A 17,948-nucleotide genomic window follows, 5' to 3' on the forward strand; every position below is an offset into this window, starting at 1 on the left:
TGAGACGGGCCTTTTTCTTTTGCGTTACGGTTGTGCCGTTTCGTGCAGCAAACGCCACGTTATCTTGCCATCCTTCTGATTGAGCACGGCGGTTGACCAGCGCACATTGACGGGCTGATCCGGGCGAGTTTGCGTTTCCCGGTAGTGAAGCACTGCGCCGTTGGCCCACGTCTGTAGCGTCGTTATCTCATCAAGAACAATTTCCAGACCAGGACGGCTGCCGCGCTGAAGGTCCAGGAAACCGACAAGCGCGTTATAGTCAAAATGGACGCCACCTGGGGTGAGCATCATAAAATCCGGCTGAAAGTGGGCAAGCAGGGCGTCAACATCCCCTTCGCCCTTACCCAACCAGTTCTCCAGCATAACGTGAACGTCGATAATGTCCTGTTCGAAATGGGTCATGGTTTCTCCTGTTGCACCTCTGAAAGCACCTGCGTGTTGTTAAGACGAAAGACGTACACGACGGGAAGTAATGTGATGGCCGCAGCAACACTAAACATCCAGTGCCATGCGGCGAGCGGCGTGAAAAACGCCAGTGTCAGGTTCAGCACCTGCGAGAGCAGGAATGCCCCGGCAAAAAAACTGATCTGACGATTAAGATTCCATAGCGCGCTGGCGTCAGGCATATCGTCGCGCGCCGTCGTTAAAAATGCGCTGCTTTGCGCCGTACTGCTGCAAAGACTGCCGCCCGCGCCCATTAACGTAAACGCGACGCCAGGTAACAACACTGTGGTAGTCGGGCTGACGTTAAGCAGCAGTAAAACGCCCAGCGCCTGTAACAGGCAACCCACGACAATGAGAGGCCGGGGACCCACGCGGTTAAAATAACGTCCGGTCGCGGTGATCGCCATAAACGAGGCCAGAGACCATGGCAGCATCAGCATCCCCGTTGCGGCAGGTGTCATGTGCGCCTCGCTCTGAAGATAATACATCCCCGTGACGTTCACCCCAATAAACATGCCGGGTACGCACAAATAGACAAGCATGGAGAAACGCAGCAGCGGGTCGGCCAGCAGGGGCAGGTTTAACAGCCTGCTCGCTTTCACGGGGGACCTCTCATTCTTAAGCCACACGCAGGCCAGGAAAAACGTCACGGCGGCGACAGGCGTTGTGGCAAAGAATATCCATCGCCAGCTGAGTGCCTGAACCAGCACTCCCCCCACGGTGGGTGAGCATGCAGGCGCAAGCAATGCAACCAGCATGACCGCTGAGGAGAGCCTGGCACGCTCATGGGGTTTAAACTGTTGCCAGGTCAGCGCCTGTCCGACCGGGATCAGTAACCCCCCTCCCATGCCCTGCAGCACTCGCCAGGCAATCAGGCTCTCAAGTGAGGACGACAAACCTGCCGCAACGGAGGCGGCGCTAAAGAGAAAAAGCGAAAGCAGAATGACATGCTTCGGCCCGAGCCTGCGCGTCAGCAGGGTGCTGAAGGGGATGACGAGCGTCAGACCGGCAATATAGCCGTTACTGACCCAGGCAAGCGATGAGGGCGTGGCGTTGAACGCCTGAGCCATTGCCGGGAAAGCGACGCTGGCGATAAACATATTAATTAAATCAAGAAAAAAGCCCAGCAGATAGACAACGGCGACTTTGCTGCGATACGACATGGCGGCACCTCCAGTGAGGGGCGTATCGTATCGGGCAGGGAGGTACGGATAAACGTTATAAAGCGCGATATACTGTCAAAAAATTTTTGACAGTAATAGGGCTGACAATGATTAATTTGCAGCGTACCGCGATGTTTGTCGCCGTCGCAGATACCGGGAGTTTCACCGCCGCAGCAGAGGCAATGGGGCTGACAAAAGCGGTGGTCAGCTTCAATATCCGCCAGCTGGAAGATGAACTGGGTGTCACCCTGTTGCTGCGTTCCACCCGTCGACTGACGTTAACCGAGGCAGGGAGGCTTTTCCATCAACGGAGCGTCGCGCTTTTAAAGGACGCGGAACGCCTGAAGGACGACGTCCGTGCAAACCATGCAGGTCTTACGGGGGAGTTGCGGATCACCACCACACCGGAGTACGGCTCGCAGGTTGTGGTCCCGTTACTGGCTGAGTTTAGCCAGCAACACCCGGACCTTCGCGTGCGTCACGTTTCGTCTTCACTGCATGCCGATCTGATTTCAGAGCGCTTTGATGTCGCCATCCGGCTGGGAACCCTTGCCGATTCACGCTACCACGCGGCATTGATAACGCAGTTCACTATTTTCCCCGTAGCGACGCCCGGCTGGCTGCGTAACCATCCTGTAGAATCGCTTGAACAGCTGGCGAAAGCTGACTGGATTATTCATGAGCGCTTAGCCTCGCCGCTGCGCTGGCAGGTGAACGATGCCAGCGGTGAGCCCGCCACGCTGGAAATTAAAAAAGCACCGCGTTTGTTTGCGGACAGTGCTCAGGCGCTGATGGCTTTTGCGCTCGCGGGATGTGGCGTGGCGCTGTTGCCGGCGTGGCTGGTGCGCCATGCGCTTGATGACGGCAAGCTGGTGTCGGTTTTACCGGAATATACCTTTGCGCGGCAGGGCATCTATGCGGTTTATCCCGATGCCACGCATGTGCCTGCGAAAGTGCGCACCTTTATCGACTTTATGCGCACCCGGGTTAACTAGTCGCGCATCATTTTTTTGACGAGTGCGGAGAATTGCGCCCGCTCGTCGTTGCTCAGCCGCCCTAAAAACGCCTCGTCCACGTCATTGCCGAGCGGTTTACAGCTGGCAAGCAGCGCTTCACCTTCCGGCGTCAGGAAGACGAAACGACGGCGCTTGTCCGCCGGATCGTGCTCGCGTTTTACCAGTCCACGCGCCTCCATGCGGCTCAGCATCTCCGCGAGCGTCGCCTTTGTGCTGACCGCCACTTCTGTCAGAGCAACTTGCTCAATCCCCGGATTTTCGGCAATAGACCGCAATACCGCGTACTGCGGTTTGGTCAGTTCCGGCAATGCATGTTGCCAACGGGCAGTATGCTGTTGAAAAAGCTGGCGTAACAGGTGAAACGCCTCTTGTCTCAGTTCCATGAACACTCCGACGAAAAATTCTCTCCCTATGATAGCCGCTCTTGCCCAGGATTTTAACGCGGCAATTTTTAGCAATTAATGTGATCGTGTACGAACAATATTGTCAGAAACAGGATCCGGGAGTAACGTATTTAATATGTTCGTATGCGAACGAATTAATTGAGGTGCTGAATGAGATTGATAGTTGGAATGACGGGCGCAACGGGAGCGCCGCTGGGCGTAGCGTTGCTGCAGGCATTACGTGACATGCCGGAGGTGGAGACCCATCTGGTCATGTCGAAATGGGCAAAAACCACCATTGAGCTGGAGACACCCTACACCGCACAGGATGTGGCTGCGCTGGCCGATGTTGTCCACAGCCCGGCCGATCAGGCTGCCACTATCTCATCCGGCTCGTTTCGCACCGACGGCATGATCGTCATTCCCTGCAGTATGAAAACGCTGGCAGGCATTCGCGCAGGCTATGCCGAAGGACTGGTGGGCCGTGCGGCAGATGTGGTGCTGAAAGAGGGGCGCAAACTGGTGCTGGTTCCTCGTGAAACCCCGCTCAGCACCATTCATCTCGAGAATATGCTCGCACTGTCCCGTATGGGCGTGGCAATGGTGCCGCCGATGCCCGCGTATTACAACCACCCGCAGACCGCCGACGATATCACCCATCACATTGTGACCCGCGTGCTCGACCAGTTTGGTCTGGAGCACAAAAAAGCGCGCCGCTGGAACGGGTTGCGGGAAGCAAAACATTTTTCACAGGAGAATAAAGATGGCATTTGATGATTTGAGAAGCTTCCTGCAGGCGCTCGATGAGCAAGGGCAACTGCTGAAAATTGAAGAAGAGGTGAATGCAGAACCGGACCTGGCCGCGGCAGCCAACGCCACAGGCCGTATTGGTGACGGCGCACCGGCGCTGTGGTTCGATAATATTCGCGGGTTTACCGATGCCCGGGTGGTAATGAACACCATTGGTTCCTGGCAGAATCACGCCATTTCTATGGGACTGCCCGCGAACACCCCCGTCAAAAAACAGATTGATGAGTTTATTCGCCGCTGGGATAAATTCCCCGTCACGCCAGAGCGCCGTGCAGATCCCGCCTGGGCTCAAAATACGGTGGAGGGTGAAGGCATTAACCTTTTCGACATCCTGCCGCTGTTCCGTCTGAACGACGGTGACGGCGGTTTTTATCTCGACAAAGCGTGCGTGGTTTCACGCGATCCGCTTGATGCGGATAACTTCGGCAAGCAGAACGTCGGTATCTATCGCATGGAAGTGAAGGGAAAACGCAAGCTGGGTCTGCAACCGGTTCCGATGCACGATATCGCCCTGCATCTGCATAAAGCGGAAGAGCGCGGTGAAGATCTGCCGGTCGCGATTACGCTTGGCAATGATCCGATTATTACACTTATGGGCGCGACGCCGCTGAAATACGATCAATCTGAGTATGAGATGGCCGGTGCGCTGCGCGAAAGCCCCTATCCCATTGCGACGGCACCGCTGACCGGCTTTGATGTACCGTGGGGATCTGAAGTCATTCTGGAAGGGGTGATTGAAGGCCGCAAGCGCGAAATCGAAGGACCCTTTGGTGAGTTTACCGGGCACTACTCTGGTGGCCGTAACATGACGGTGGTGCGTATTGATAAAGTGTCTTACCGCACAAAACCCATTTTTGAATCCCTCTACCTCGGCATGCCGTGGACCGAAATTGACTACCTGATGGGCCCGGCTACCTGTGTACCGCTCTACCAGCAGCTGAAAGCAGAATTTCCGGAAGTGCAGGCGGTCAATGCCATGTATACACACGGTTTGCTGGCGATTATCTCCACCAAAAAACGCTACGGTGGCTTTGCCCGCGCAGTCGGCTTACGTGCTATGACCACGCCGCACGGCCTGGGCTACGTGAAGATGGTGATTATGGTGGATGAAGACGTTGACCCGTTCAACCTGCCGCAGGTGATGTGGGCGCTGTCCTCGAAGGTGAACCCGGCGGGCGATCTGGTGCAGTTGTCGAATATGTCGGTGCTTGAACTGGACCCGGGCTCCAGCCCGGCAGGCATTACCGACAAACTGATTATTGATGCCACCACGCCTGTTGCACCCGACAACCGGGGCCACTTCAGCCAGCCGGTACAGGATTTACCTGAAACCAAGGCCTGGGCCGAAAAACTGACTGCGATGCTGGCTGCACGCCAATAAGGAGGAAAAGATGATATGTCCACGTTGTGCTGATGAGCATATTGAGGTGATGGCAACATCACCGGTGAAAGGGGTCTGGACTGTCTATCAGTGCCAGCATTGTCTGTATACCTGGCGTGACACGGAGCCGTTACGCCGGACCCACCGCGATCATTATCCGCAAGCGTTTCGCATGACGCAGAAGGATATCGATGACGCACCACAGGTGCCGACGATCCCGCCGTTACTGGCCGACGATAAGCGCTAAAAAAAAGCCGGGTGGCGGTTTCGCCTTACCCGGCCTGTTTGTTTCAGATACCGCTACTTCCCGGCAGGCCCGATAAGCATTGCGCCACCGGGTGCAGATTACACCAGGCTTTTCAGGCGATAAATCCACTCCAGCGCCTGACGCGGCGTGAGCGAGTCCGGATCGAGATTTTCCAGCGCCTCAACGGCCGGTGACGTCTCTTCAGCCGGGGCTAGCAACGACATTTGCGTGCCATCAATCTGCGTGGCCGCGGCATTCGGTGACAGGCTTTCCAGCTCACGCAATTTCTGGCGCGCACGTTTGATCACCTCTTTAGGAACCCCCGCCAGCGCGGCCACGGCCAGGCCATAGCTCTTGCTTGCGGCACCATCCTGTACGGTGTGCATAAAGGCGATGGTATCGCCGTGTTCCAGCGCATCGAGGTGGACGTTTGCCACGCCTTCCATCTTTTCTGGCAACTGTGTCAGCTCGAAATAGTGGGTTGCGAACAGCGTCATTGCCTTGATCTTATTGGCAAGGTTTTCAGCGCAGGCCCATGCCAGTGACAGACCATCATAGGTTGATGTTCCGCGCCCGACTTCATCCATCAATACCAGGCTGTATTCGGTCGCGTTATGCAGAATATTGGCGGTTTCGGTCATCTCCACCATAAAGGTTGAGCGACCGCTGGCCAGATCGTCCGCTGCCCCGACACGGGTAAAGATACGGTCGATAGGGCCAATCTCCACTTTTTGCGCAGGAACGTAGCTGCCGATATAGGCGAGCAGAGCGATAAGCGCTGTCTGGCGCATATAGGTACTTTTACCGCCCATGTTTGGACCGGTAATGATCAGCATTCTTCTCTGTGGCGACAGGCTTAGCGGGTTGGCGATGAACGGCTCGTTCAGCACCCGTTCCACAACCGGATGACGGCCTTCGGTGATGCGAATACCGGGTTTATCGGTAAAGGTCGGGCAGGTGTAGTTCAGCGTTTCAGCGCGTTCTGCCAGGTTGACCAGCACGTCCAGCTCTGCCAGCGCGCTGGCGCTTGACTGCAGGTCTGCAAGGTGCGGCATCAGCATGTCGAACAGCTCTTCATACAGCTGTTTCTCCAGCGCCAGCGCCTTGCCTTTCGAGGTGAGAACTTTGTCCTCGTACTCTTTCAGTTCAGGGATAATGTAACGCTCAGCGTTTTTCAGCGTCTGGCGGCGCACGTAGTGGATGGGGGCCAGATGGCTTTGTCCACGGCTGATCTGAATGTAGTAACCATGAACCGCGTTATAGCCCACTTTGAGGGTATCGAGCCCAAGGCGTTCGCGCTCGCGAATTTCCAGCTTATCCAGGTAGTCCGTGGCACCGTCGGCCAGCGCACGCCATTCATCCAGCTCTTCGTTGTAGCCCGGGGCAATTACGCCGCCGTCACGCACCAGAACCGGAGGTGCGTCAATAATGGCGCGTTCAAGCAGCTCGCGCAGCTCGCTAAATTCACCCATGGTTTCACGCAGTTTCTGCACCGGCGCGCTATCCACATCGGCGAGCAGGCTGCGCAATTCCGGCAACTGCTGGAAGGCATGACGCATGCGGGCGAGGTCGCGCGGACGCGCCGTACGCAGCGCCAGACGCGCAAGAATACGCTCCAGATCGCCAACCTGGCGCAGCACGGGCTGCAGTTCACTGTAGCGATCCTGCAACGCGGCAATCGTCTGCTGACGACAGGTAAGCGTCCCGGTATCGCGAATGGGCATATGCAGCCAGCGTTTTAACATACGGCTACCCATCGGCGTCACCGTGCTGTCGAGGACAGAAGCGAGGGTGTTTTCCACGCCTCCGGCCAGATTCTGGGTGATCTCCAGATTACGACGCGTCGCGGCATCCATAATGATGCTGTCCTGCTGCCGCTCCATCGTGATCGAGCGGATATGCGGCAGGGTGGTGCGCTGGGTATCTTTGACGTACTGCAGCAGGCAACCCGCGGCACACAGTCCGCGCGGGGCATTTTCCACACCAAAGCCAATCAGATCGCGGGTGCCAAACTGCAGATTCAACTGCTGGCGCGCGGTATCAATTTCGAACTCCCACAGCGGACGACGGCGCAGACCACGGCGGCCTTCAATCAGCGCCATCTCGGCAAAATCTTCGGCATAGAGCAGTTCTGCCGGGTTCGTGCGCTGTAATTCAGCCGCCATCGTTTCACGATCTGCCGGTTCGCTCAGACGAAAACGTCCGGAGCTGATATCCAGCGTCGCATAACCGAAACCTTTGCCGTCCTGCCACAGTGCCGCCAGCAGGTTATCCTGGCGCTCCTGCAGCAGGGCTTCGTCGCTGATCGTACCAGGCGTGACGATACGCACGACTTTGCGCTCAACCGGCCCTTTTGAGGTTGCCGGATCGCCGATCTGTTCGCAGATGGCGACTGACTCACCCTGATTCACCAGTTTCGCAAGGTAGTTTTCTACCGCGTGATGCGGAATACCGGCCATGGGAATGGGCTCGCCTGCAGATGCGCCACGCCGGGTCAGCGAGATGTCGAGCAGTTGCGACGCACGTCTGGCATCGTCATAAAATAGCTCGTAAAAATCGCCCATACGGTAGAACAGCAAGATTTCCGGATGCTGTGCTTTCAGCTTCAGGTACTGCTGCATCATCGGCGTATGTGCGTCGAAATTGTCGATTGTGCTCATGGAGTTATGATGTCCATTTCTTTGAAAATAATACGCTTTGGGCGGCTCAGTGGCCGTTAGTTCCTTCTATTGTCGCATGAAAAAAAGGTACGGCGCAGAAAAATGTCGCGGCATTACGAGGTGCCTTCCTGCACTAACTCAATGACAATTTTTCCCTGCTCAACCCCCACTCTGACCTGCGAATGGGTGGTAAACCCCGCTTTTTCAAGCCAGTCGCCCTTTAAGCTCAGCGCCGCATGCACGCTGTAGCGTTTGGGTATCTTGGTGTTACGGTCTTCATGACGCTTTCTGAAATACCCCACTTTCAAATGGCGATAGGATTTGGTGATAGCGATCTCGTGCATACGGCCTCCGGACAACGTGGACAAGGGTCATTCCTTATGCTGTATAAAATACCAGTGATTTACTGCAGGCGTGGGCTTAATACTGGAATCAGCCTTCAGAAAACAGAATGCAACACCTGAAATCAGTATCTGAAAGGCGTATTATAAATGCACTTTATTGTCTGGTGAGCCGTTATGTCCGGAAAACGCATTGCACGTGAGAAAGAGACGATCGCGAAAATGATCGCGCTGTATGAAACACAGTGTCCTCAGGCTTCGCAGGAAGAGGGGCATTATCAGGCGCTGAAAGCGTATGCCAATAAGCGCCTGGATAAATGCGTTTTTGGTGAGGAAAAACCCGCCTGTAAACAGTGCCCCGTTCACTGCTATCAGCCTGCCAGGCGCGAAGAGATGAAGCAGGTGATGCGCTGGGCTGGCCCACGCATGTTATGGCGTCATCCCATCCTGACGGTACGCCACCTGATGGATGACCGTCGCCCGGTACCGGAATTACCGGAAAAGTATCGCCCGAAAAAGTAACCGTTCAGGCGCTTCGCTGACAACCGTATCCCAACGCCTGCATGCGGGATCTCAGCCAGAATGACGCTACACCAGGCTCTCTTTATCAATCCCCAGACGCTTCATCCTTGAGAGCAGCGTGGTGCGTTTTAGCCCCAGACGTTGGGCGGCACCTTTCGGCCCGGCCACGACACCGTTAGTCTCTTTCAGCACGCGCATGATCAGCTGATATTCGTCTTCACCTTCCTGCGCCACGTCGGTGGCTGTAACCGGGGTTTCGGGCAGGGAAACTTCGGGCAGGGAGAGTTGCAGTACGTTACCGCGCGTCAGCAATACCGCACGTTCAATGACGTTTTCCAGTTCACGGACGTTACCCGGCCACTCCATCGAGGAGAGGGTACGTAGCGTCTCGGCGGGGATACTGTCGATGTTGCGGCCCATCCGGCGGGCTATTTTGGCGGTAAACGCTTTGACCAGCAGAGGGATATCTTCCGGCCGTTCACGCAGGGGCGGCAGGCAGATTGGGAAGACGTTCAGGCGATAATAGAGGTCGCTTCGAAACTCGCGGTCGGCGACCATTTTTTTCAGATCGCGGTTGGTGGCGGCAATGAGCCGGACGTCAGTCTGGATAAGTTTGTTACTGCCAAGACGTTCAAACTCCTGCTCCTGCAGGACGCGAAGCAGTTTGGGCTGCAGCTCCAGAGGCATGTCGCCCACTTCATCAAGGAACAACGAGCTTTTGTCCGCCAGCTCGAAACGGCCCAGGCGCTGGCTGCTGGCACCGGTAAACGCGCCGCGTTCGTGGCCAAAGAGATCGCTTTCCAGCAGGCCTGCGGGCATAGCGGCGCAGTTCATCTTCACCATGCGGCGGCTGTTACGGTTGCTGAGGTTGTGGATCGCACGGGCAATCAGCTCTTTACCGGTGCCGGTTTCACCGAGGATCAGCACCGTACTGTCACTTTGCGCCACCATCTCCACCTGTTTCAGCACGCTGTACATGGCATCGCTGCGGCCGATGATTTCGCCAAACTCGCTGTCCACGTTGTTAAGCTGTTCCGTCAGCGCCAGGTTTTCATCCACCAGCCGTTCTTTCAGACGGTGGATCTCCTGATAGGCCAGCGCGTTATCCAGTGCGATGGAGATACGCTCGGCAATCTGGCGCAACAGTTTCAGGTTGGCGGTGGTAAAGACGCCCTCTTCACACTGCGCCAGCTTCAGGACACCAAGCATAGTATTGCCGGACATCAGCGGCAGCAGGCACAGCGTCTGGATTTTATTCCCCCAGGTGTTAAACAGCATCCGCTCATAAGGCGCGAGCGCATCCTGCTCGTTGAGGTTGAGCAGCAGGATCTCTTTGCTTTTAAATACCCGCTCAGAGAGCGTGCCCGCCTCATCCACTTCACTCTGTTCGTGGGCGGGATTTGCCTCATCAAGATAGTGGGTGGAGTAGATGTTCAGCTTGCCTTTCCGGTGCCCCCGGAGCGCAATACTGATGGCGTCGATTTTGAAATAGTGGTGGATCTCTTTTGAGACTTCGCTGACCAGCTCATCCATATCGAGGCGCGAAAGCACCGCGTTGGTGATGGCCACCAGGATCCGGAAATTGTCACGTTCGCGGCTCAGCAGGTCGTAATCCACATTATTGGTGACGCGGCTTTGAATTTGCTCTGCGACCACGGCCACAATCTGGGTGAAGGTGTGCAGACGCTCGTATTCCGCCTCGCTCCACGGCTGGTCGGTGTGACGAATAAACTCGCAGCCGCCGAAGATATGCCCTTCCACCGCCAGTGGCAGCAGGCTGTAGTGGCCGAAAGGCGGGTATAACTGACTCTGCGCCAGCATCGGCCACGCTTCGCGGAATTCCTCAAAATTGCAGTGCAGCGCCTCCGGGCGGGAAAGAATACGCCGGACAGGACCATGAGCGAGGTAGGTTTCATCCTCGTACTCAAACGCTTTGCCATTGTCGCGCGTTGAATAGTAGCTCGCGCGATGGCTTGCGCTATGCCAGAGCACAATTGCGGCGCTGTCTGCCAGCGCTGATTGCCTGACCAGCCGCGTCAGGGCATCGCTCAGCGCGCCAAGATCGGGCTGCTGTAAAAGTGTGCGCGTAATGTCAAACAGGCCCTGCTGTCCAAGATCGCTCATCGGTGTATACGGCATATTGCTTTCCAATAGAAACTGGCAAAAAAGAGAAAGTCAGTGCTGACCGCTTTTGGCGCGGTTCTAGCAAATGCGGGGTAAAGGTTCCGCGTGCGGCAGATCCAGCGTCCGCTTGACGCCATACAACCCGGTCAGGCGCACCCCTTTGCGCTCAACCACTTCACCAATCAGCGCGGCCTCTTTCCCGAAAGGATGTGCCCGCAGCTGTTCAAGTACGGATTCGGCCGCCGCGCACTCCACGCCAATGACCAGCTTGCCTTCATTTGCAAAGTTTAGCGGGTCGAGCCCGAGGAGTTCGCACAAGCCGCGAACGGCAGGCTTAACGGGCAGCGCGCGTTCAGTGAGTTCGATACCCAGACCGCAGCGCGCCGCGAACTCATGTACCACGGCGTTAACCCCGCCGCGGGTCGCATCGCGCAGGGCTTTCACGCCTGGAAGGGAACGCAGGGTCTGGATAAGCGGAGTCAGTACCGCGCAATCACTGCGTAATTCTCCGTCCAGCCCCAGGCCTTCACGCAGGTTCAGGATCGTCGCCCCGTGGCAGCCCAGCGATCCGCTGACGATCAGCACGTCGCCGACGGCAAGCTGCTGCGCGCCCCAGTGAATGTCGGCAGGGATCGCCCCCATGCCGGCGGTATTGATGAACAGTTTGTCGGCTGCGCCACGCTGGACCACTTTGGTGTCGCCGGTGACGATGGCGATACCCGCCTCGCGTGCCGTGTGCGCCATGCTGCTGACGATCGCAGAGAGCGTCTCCATCGGCAGCCCCTCTTCAAGGATAAAGCCGCAGGAGAGAAAGCGCGGAACAGCGCCGCTGACGGCCACGTCGTTTGCCGTGCCGCAGACCGCGAGCTTGCCGATATCACCGCCCGGGAAGAACAGCGGGTCAATCACGTAGCTGTCGGTGGAAAAGGCCAGCCTGTCGCCCTGCGCGGTCAGGGTGGAGAGGTCAATGCGGGCCTGATCCTCCTGCTCCGCCAGCCAGGGGTTATCAAACGCGTCCATAAACAGACGGTTAATCAGCTGCTGCATCGCCAGGCCGCCGCTGCCGTGTGCCATTTCAACCGTATTCATGCTTCAGACTCCTGATTGCGATACTGATACCACGCGGCACACGCCCCTTCGGAAGAGACCATCAGCGCGCCAAAAGCCGTTTGCGGGTTACAGGTGTTGCCAAATAACGGGCAGTGATGGGGTTTGCATTTGCCGGTGAGCACTTCGCCACAGCGGGCCCGCGGATCGTCACACACCTGTTGCGGCTGCGGGCGGAAGTGGGCTTCGGCGTCGAACGACCGGTAGGCTGGCGTCAGGCGCACGCCGGACTCTGCAATCAGCCCCAGTCCACGCCATTCGCTGTCGCCCTCGACGCTAAATACCTCGGCTATCGCCTGCTGGGCCACCACATTTCCACTGTCGGGGACGACACGGCGGTACTGATTTTCTACTGCACTCTGGGCTGCTATTTTCTGCTCAACCAGCATGGTCACGCTTTGCAGTAGATCAAGAGGTTCGAAACCAGCCACCACTAAAGGCCGTTCGAACTGTTCAGCGATAAAGCCGTAGGCCGCCGTCCCGATAACCATGCTGACATGGCCCGGCGCCAGAAAAGCGTCAATTCCGTTGTCCGGCTCTTCAAGCAGGCTGCGTAACGTCGGGATGAGCGTAATGTGCTGGCAAAAAAAGAAAAAGTTATCAATGTCGCGGGCTTTGGCCTGCTGCAGCGTGATGGCCGTGGCGGGCATAGTGGTTTCAAAACCAAGCCCGAAAAAGACGACCTTGCGACCGGGGTTATGGGTGGCCAGCGTCAGGGCGTCCATCGGCGAGTACACGATCCTGATATCCGCGCCCTGGGCTTTTGCCTGCAGCAGCGAGCCGTTTTTGCCCGGCACGCGCATCGCATCGCCAAAGGTACAGAAAATCACGTCAGGCTGGTGGGCTATCTCAAGGCAGGCGTCGATGCGTCCCATCGGCAGGACGCACACCGGGCAGCCGGGGCCATGGATAAACTCGATGTTTTCCGGCAGAAGCTGGTCGAGGCCAAATTTAAAGATGGCATGCGTGTGCCCGCCGCAGACTTCCATAATACGCAGCGGCTTTTCGGCGGTATAGCTCAGCCGTGCCGCCCGTGTTTTCAGATGTTCAATCAGCTGCATCACCTGCTCAGGCGCGCGATATTCATCAACGTAGCGCATGGTTTACCGCTCCTCGCCGTACAGCAATGCCCCGACGTCCGGCTCCACGCCGAACATATTCTGAAGGGCATCGAGCGTGTCGCGGGCCTCCGCTTCGTTGATGATGCTCATGGCAAACCCCACGTGCACCAGCACCCACTGACCGAGGCGTGAGGCGCCGGTTTCGTCGGTGCTGCCGACAAGCGTCAGGTCGACGTCGCGCAATATGCCACACACCTCAACGCGGGCCTGATTCCCGTCAATGGCGTGAATTTGTCCGGGGACGCCTATGCACATCGTTCGCTCTCCAGCCAGTTCAGCCAGGCGTCCATCCCGTCGCCGCGGGTGGCGGATACCAGCATGATGTCAATCTCCGGGTTCACTTCACGGGCATAGGCCATGCATTTATCCACGTCGAAATTCAGGTACGGCAGCAGGTCAACTTTGTTCAGCAACATCAGCGAAGCGGCGGCAAACATATGCGGATATTTAAGCGGCTTGTCTTCACCTTCGGTCACCGAGAGCACCGCGACCTTATGTCGCTCACCGAGATCGAAGCTGGCCGGACAGACCAGGTTGCCCACGTTCTCAATAAACAGGATGCCGTTGTCCGCCAGCGGCAAGCGAGGCGTGGCGTCGGCAATCATTTGTGCATCCAGATGGCAGCCTTTACCCGTATTAACCTGAATGGCGGGCGTGCCGGTTTCGCGTATACGCGCGGCGTCGTTCACCGTCTGCTGATCGCCTTCGATCACCGCACAGGAGATGCGTCCGTTCAGGCGGTAGAGCGTTTGTGTCAGCAGCGTGGTTTTGCCGGAGCCGGGGCTGGAGACCAGGTTCAGGACCAGCTGTTTACGCGTGGCAAAGCGGGCGCGGTTGCGTGCTGCAATCTGGTTGTTTTTATCCAGAACGTTGATTTCCACCTCCAGCATCTGACGCTGGCTGAGCCCCGGCGCGTGGGTACCGGCGACGCCATGCCCGTAATGCAGGTCGCCCGCAGCGGAGTGTCGGGGGGCGAAGGTGATACCGGTTAATGCCGCTGCAGGACGAGGGGCAGGTGAAAAGGGTGCGGAGCGAAACGCGGCGTGAGGACGGTGTTCATCCCCTTCTATATACAGGTTGCCTTCAGCGCAACCGCAGGTACTACACATATTTTACTCCTTCTCGATTTCGAGACGTTGGATCTGCATGCCGTCATCCGCCACGATGCGAAGCTCGCTGCTCTGGCACTGCGGACAGCGCTGAACCTTCGATGAAAGCAGAGTGACGTATTGCTGACACTGCGCGCACCAGCACTCCGCCTGCTGTTCTTCAATATGAAGTTCACAGCCTTCCGCCAGCGTGCCGCGGCACACCAGCTCAAAGCAGAAGGTCAGGGCGCTGGTTTCAACGCAGGAAAAGGCCCCGACCTGTAGCCAGACGCCGGTGACGCGTTTCGCATTGTTTGCCCGCGCCTGCTGTTCAATTAACTCGACGGCCCGCTGGCAGAGGGTGATTTCGTGCATGACGCCTCCTCAATGAATTGCCCCGATAATGCAATAACGGTGCCAGCTTGATTTTTGTTAAGGCGTGACGATGTCAATGCTGTCGAAATGACACGTCGACACGACGCGATTGACACGCTTCTTTTGATTAAAATGGTTAAAAATCAATGTATTAAAAACTGGCATGGAATCTGCTTAACAGCCGCTATCTCCATTAACCGGATACCTTTTATGACTATTTGGGAAATTAGCGAAAAAGCGGATTACATTGCGCAGCGCCATCAGCAGTTACAGGAGCAGTGGCACCTTTACTGCAACTCTCTGGTTCAGGGCATCACCCTGTCAAAAGCCCGTCTTCACCACGCCATGAGCTGTGCAGCGCAGGGGGATATGCGCTTTGTGCTCTTCGGCCATTTCACGATAAACGTCACCCTGGCAGACACCTTCAACAGCCACACCATCGAGTACTACGTCGAAACAAAAGAAGGTGAAAAACAGTGTATTGCGAAGGCGCAGCTGATGGCCGACGGGATGGTCGATGGTCACGTCAGTAACCGCGATCGCCAGCAGGTGCTGGAGCACTATCTGGAAAAAATTGCGCCGGTTTATAACGGCCTGTATGCCGCTGTTGAACACGATCTCCCGGTCAACCTGAAACAGCTGATGGATGGAAATACCTCAGCGAACGTGGCCTGACCATTGCGTGTCGAGAAGTGTCGACAAGACAGTTTTTCGTCAAAAATGACTATCACCAGAGGATGACCCGGTGAACCGTTTTGTAATTGCTGACTCGACGGTCTGTATTGGCTGTCGAACCTGTGAGGCGGCCTGTTCGGAAACGCACCGTCAGCACGGGCTACAGTCCATGCCGCGCCTGCGCGTCATGCGTAATGAAAAAGAGTCTGCGCCGCAGCTCTGCCACCACTGTGAAGATGCCCCCTGCGCGGGAGTCTGTCCTGTTAATGCCATCACCCGTGTCGAGGGGGCGGTTCAGCTGAATGAAAGTCTGTGCGTGAGCTGCAAACTGTGCGGCATTGCCTGTCCGTTCGGCGCGATTGAATTTTCCGGCAGCCGTCCGCTGCATATCCCGGCGAATGCCAACTCCCCGAAAGCGCCGCCAGCGCCACCTGCGCCAGCGAAAGTGAGCACGCTGCTTGACTGGGTTCCCGGCGTGCGTGCCGTTGCGGTCAAATGCGACCTGTGCAGCTTTGATGAACAAGGGCCAGCCTGTGTGCGTACCTGCCCGACGAAGGCGCTGATTCTGGTCAATATTCGCGACATCGTTCGCACCAGTAAACGTAAGCGTGAGCTGACCATTAACAGTGATTTCGGCGATCTTTCTCTGCTTCAGGCGCTGAACGAGGGGGCGAAATGAACGCGGTGATGATGATTACCAGCGCGGTGGCCTATTTTGCCGCCGCCGCTGTGTTGGCCTTGATCTTCTCTTTCCATAAAACCCTGAGCGGCTGGATAGCCGGTATCGGCGGGGCGGTTGGCAGCGTGATGACGCTGCTGGCTGGTGGCCTCGTATTAACAGGCGGACAATCTGTCGAAGCGGTGATGCCGCTGATACGGCACACCGTTGAAATTACGCCGCTGAATGCCATCTGGCTGGTGACCTTTGGTCTGTGCGGCGTGTTTATCAGCCTGTTTAATATTGACTGGCACCGCCATCAGCACACTCAGCCCAACGGTCTGCTGGTCAATCTGCTGATGGCCGCGGCGGTCTGTACCGTGACTGCCAGCAACCTCGGCGCGCTGGTGGTGATGGCCGAGATCATGGCGCTGTGCGGCGTATTCCTTACGGGCTGTAGCACCTCCGGCAAACTGTGGTTTGCGCTGGGGCGTCTTGGCACGTTGCTGCTGGCACTGGCCTGCTGGCTGGTGTGGCAGCGCTTCGGCACGCTGGACTTCTCCGTCCTTAACGGTCAGTGGCTGGGGAATGATGTCTGGCTCCTTGGCGTGATCGGCTTTGGCCTGCTGGCCGGGATTATCCCGCTGCACGGCTGGGTGCCACAGGCACATGCACATGCCTCCGCGCCTGCCGCAGCGCTCTTCTCGACGGTTGTCATGAAGGTTGGTCTGTTCGGCATTCTGACGATAACGCTCACCGGTGGGCAGCCACCGCTGTGGTGGGGCGTTGTACTGCTGGTCGCCGGGATGATCACCGCCTTCGTCGGCGGCCTGTACGCCCTGATGGAGCACAATATCCAGCGTCTGCTGGCGTACCACACCCTTGAGAACATCGGCATTATCCTGCTGGGTATTGGCGCAGGCGTTACCGGGCTGGCGCTCAATCAACCGGCGCTGATTGCGGCCGGCTTTATCGGCGGCCTGTATCACCTGATCAACCACAGCCTGTTTAAAAGCACTCTGTTCCTCGGGGCCGGTAGCGTCTGGTTCCGCACCGGTCATCGCGATATCGAAAAACTCGGCGGCATCGGTAAAAAAATGCCCGTTATCTCTCTGTGCATGCTGGTGGGGCTGATGGCAATGGCTGCGCTGCCGCCGCTGAACGGCTTTGCCGGCGAGTGGGTTATCTATCAGTCCTTCTTCGCACTCGGTCAGAGTGAGGTGTTTATCGCCCGGTTGCTCGGCCCGCTGCTGGCGGTTGGGCTGGCGATAACCGGTGCGCTGGCGGTGATGTGTATGGCTAAAGTTTACGGCGTGACCTTCCTGGGGGCACCGCGCACGCGTGAGGCCGAAAACGCCTGCTGTGCGCCGGCATTAATGGCGGCGAGCGTTGTCGCGCTGGCGCTGTGCTGCATCGCAGGCGGGGTAGCCGCCCCGTGGCTTCTGCCGCTGTTGGGTAACGCCATTCCTCTGCCGCTCACCACGGCGCATACCACGGTGTCCCAGCCGATGATTGCGCTGCTGCTGATTGCCGCGCCGCTGCTGCCGTTCGTGCTGATGCTGTTCTTCAGACGCGACCGCCTCTCCTCTCGAGCACGCGGTACCGCCTGGGCTTGCGGTTACGCACACGAGCAATCCATGGTGATCACAGCGCACGGCTTTGCCATGCCGGTCAAAGAGAACTTTGCCGCGGTGCTGAAACTGCGGGACTGGCTTAACCCGGTGGGGTGGGTGCCGGGCTGGCAGAGCGCTGCCGTGCCCGTGCTGTTCCGCCGACTGGCGTTGATCGAGCTGGCGGTACTGGTTGTGATTGTGATTTCACGAGGAGCCTGAC

Annotated in this window: 19 protein-coding genes; 8 read left to right on the forward strand and 11 right to left on the reverse strand. The window is 57.4% G+C overall.

Translation table 11 applies throughout. The features are described from left to right. Positions 1-24: 24 nt before the first annotated feature. Together AC2FAP_RS12845 and AC2FAP_RS12850 are read right to left on the reverse strand one after the other, a co-directional pair. Positions 25-402: a DUF4440 domain-containing protein gene (locus AC2FAP_RS12845; protein WP_014171387.1), complete on the reverse strand. Its 378-nt coding sequence runs from the start codon at positions 400-402 to the stop codon at positions 25-27. Further along, entirely contained in the window at positions 399-1,607 is a 1,209-nt protein-coding gene (locus AC2FAP_RS12850; RefSeq protein WP_182268846.1) for an MFS transporter, read from the reverse strand. Before AC2FAP_RS12850 ends, AC2FAP_RS12845 begins: the two co-directional genes overlap by 4 nt. Before the next feature lie 107 nt (positions 1,608-1,714). On the opposite strand from AC2FAP_RS12850, the gene AC2FAP_RS12855 reads away from it, so the two are divergent. Next, on the forward strand, positions 1,715-2,602 hold the full coding sequence (locus AC2FAP_RS12855; protein WP_059306823.1) for a LysR family transcriptional regulator: 888 nt from the start codon (positions 1,715-1,717) through the stop codon (positions 2,600-2,602). Here the strand turns inward: AC2FAP_RS12855 and AC2FAP_RS12860 are convergent. Next, complete coding sequence (locus AC2FAP_RS12860) at positions 2,599-3,006, reverse strand: MarR family winged helix-turn-helix transcriptional regulator (protein WP_020883824.1); 408 nt, start codon at positions 3,004-3,006, stop codon at positions 2,599-2,601. The two genes, AC2FAP_RS12855 and AC2FAP_RS12860, sit on opposite strands and share 4 nt — an antisense overlap. 171 nt (positions 3,007-3,177) lie before the next feature. Between AC2FAP_RS12860 and AC2FAP_RS12865 the strand changes: the two genes are divergently transcribed. The 3 genes from AC2FAP_RS12865 to AC2FAP_RS12875 are packed head-to-tail and all read left to right on the forward strand — an operon-like array spanning position 3,178 to position 5,444. After that, positions 3,178-3,780, forward strand: coding sequence for a non-oxidative hydroxyarylic acid decarboxylases subunit B (locus tag AC2FAP_RS12865; protein WP_014171383.1), 603 nt, complete (start codon positions 3,178-3,180; stop codon positions 3,778-3,780). Beyond that, entirely contained in the window at positions 3,770-5,197 is a 1,428-nt protein-coding gene (locus AC2FAP_RS12870) for a non-oxidative hydroxyarylic acid decarboxylases subunit C (RefSeq protein ID WP_014171382.1), read from the forward strand. The genes AC2FAP_RS12865 and AC2FAP_RS12870 overlap by 11 nt, the downstream gene beginning before the upstream one ends. Positions 5,198-5,207: 10 nt before the next feature. Next, a complete protein-coding gene (locus AC2FAP_RS12875) occupies positions 5,208-5,444 on the forward strand; it encodes a non-oxidative hydroxyarylic acid decarboxylases subunit D (RefSeq protein ID WP_014171381.1) in 237 nt (78 codons plus the stop codon). A 98-nt stretch (positions 5,445-5,542) separates the two neighbouring features. On the opposite strand, the gene mutS is transcribed toward AC2FAP_RS12875, so the two are convergent. Then, on the reverse strand, positions 5,543-8,104 hold the full coding sequence (gene mutS, locus AC2FAP_RS12880; RefSeq protein ID WP_121339778.1) for a DNA mismatch repair protein MutS: 2,562 nt from the start codon (positions 8,102-8,104) through the stop codon (positions 5,543-5,545). 113 nt (positions 8,105-8,217) lie between these two features. Then, on the reverse strand, positions 8,218-8,448 hold the full coding sequence (locus tag AC2FAP_RS12885) for a SymE family type I addiction module toxin (RefSeq protein ID WP_279257796.1): 231 nt from the start codon (positions 8,446-8,448) through the stop codon (positions 8,218-8,220). A 174-nt stretch (positions 8,449-8,622) separates the two neighbouring features. Here AC2FAP_RS12885 and AC2FAP_RS12890 point away from each other — a divergent pair, with 174 nt between their 5' ends. Continuing rightward, positions 8,623-8,967, forward strand: a complete 345-nt coding sequence (locus AC2FAP_RS12890) for a nitrous oxide-stimulated promoter family protein (RefSeq protein WP_014171377.1) — start codon at positions 8,623-8,625, stop codon at positions 8,965-8,967. Positions 8,968-9,033: 66 nt separating this feature from the next. Here the strand turns inward: AC2FAP_RS12890 and flhA are convergent, their stop codons facing one another. The 6 genes from flhA to hypA form a co-directional block, all read right to left on the reverse strand. Next, complete coding sequence (flhA, locus tag AC2FAP_RS12895; RefSeq protein ID WP_020883827.1) at positions 9,034-11,106, reverse strand: formate hydrogenlyase transcriptional activator FlhA; 2,073 nt, start codon at positions 11,104-11,106, stop codon at positions 9,034-9,036. A gap of 63 nt (positions 11,107-11,169) precedes the next feature. Further along, positions 11,170-12,180, reverse strand: a complete 1,011-nt coding sequence (gene hypE, locus AC2FAP_RS12900; protein WP_449541294.1) for a hydrogenase expression/formation protein HypE — start codon at positions 12,178-12,180, stop codon at positions 11,170-11,172. Continuing rightward, positions 12,177-13,298, reverse strand: coding sequence for a hydrogenase formation protein HypD (hypD, locus tag AC2FAP_RS12905; RefSeq protein WP_446491123.1), 1,122 nt, complete (start codon positions 13,296-13,298; stop codon positions 12,177-12,179). The genes hypE and hypD overlap by 4 nt, the downstream gene beginning before the upstream one ends. A 3-nt stretch (positions 13,299-13,301) precedes the next feature. Next, complete coding sequence (locus tag AC2FAP_RS12910) at positions 13,302-13,574, reverse strand: HypC/HybG/HupF family hydrogenase formation chaperone (RefSeq protein WP_044865611.1); 273 nt, start codon at positions 13,572-13,574, stop codon at positions 13,302-13,304. Continuing rightward, entirely contained in the window at positions 13,565-14,428 is an 864-nt protein-coding gene (gene hypB, locus AC2FAP_RS12915; protein WP_410379476.1) for a hydrogenase nickel incorporation protein HypB, read from the reverse strand. The genes AC2FAP_RS12910 and hypB overlap by 10 nt, the downstream gene beginning before the upstream one ends. Before the next feature lie 3 nt (positions 14,429-14,431). Then, positions 14,432-14,782, reverse strand: a complete 351-nt coding sequence (hypA, locus tag AC2FAP_RS12920) for a hydrogenase maturation nickel metallochaperone HypA (protein WP_014171370.1) — start codon at positions 14,780-14,782, stop codon at positions 14,432-14,434. A 210-nt stretch (positions 14,783-14,992) separates the two neighbouring features. On the opposite strand from hypA, the gene hycA reads away from it, so the two are divergent. The 3 genes from hycA to hycC all read left to right on the forward strand — a co-directional run bounded on the left by hycA (position 14,993) and on the right by hycC (position 17,947). Further along, on the forward strand, positions 14,993-15,457 hold the full coding sequence (gene hycA, locus AC2FAP_RS12925; RefSeq protein ID WP_020883831.1) for a formate hydrogenlyase regulator HycA: 465 nt from the start codon (positions 14,993-14,995) through the stop codon (positions 15,455-15,457). Between the two features lie 70 nt (positions 15,458-15,527). After that, a complete protein-coding gene (locus AC2FAP_RS12930) occupies positions 15,528-16,136 on the forward strand; it encodes a 4Fe-4S dicluster domain-containing protein (RefSeq protein WP_014171368.1) in 609 nt (202 codons plus the stop codon). Beyond that, entirely contained in the window at positions 16,133-17,947 is a 1,815-nt protein-coding gene (gene hycC, locus AC2FAP_RS12935; RefSeq protein ID WP_449541293.1) for a formate hydrogenlyase subunit 3, read from the forward strand. Before AC2FAP_RS12930 ends, hycC begins: the two co-directional genes overlap by 4 nt. Position 17,948: the final 1 nt, after the last annotated feature.

The sequence above is a fragment of the Enterobacter cloacae complex sp. 394I7 genome, assembly GCF_057320345.1.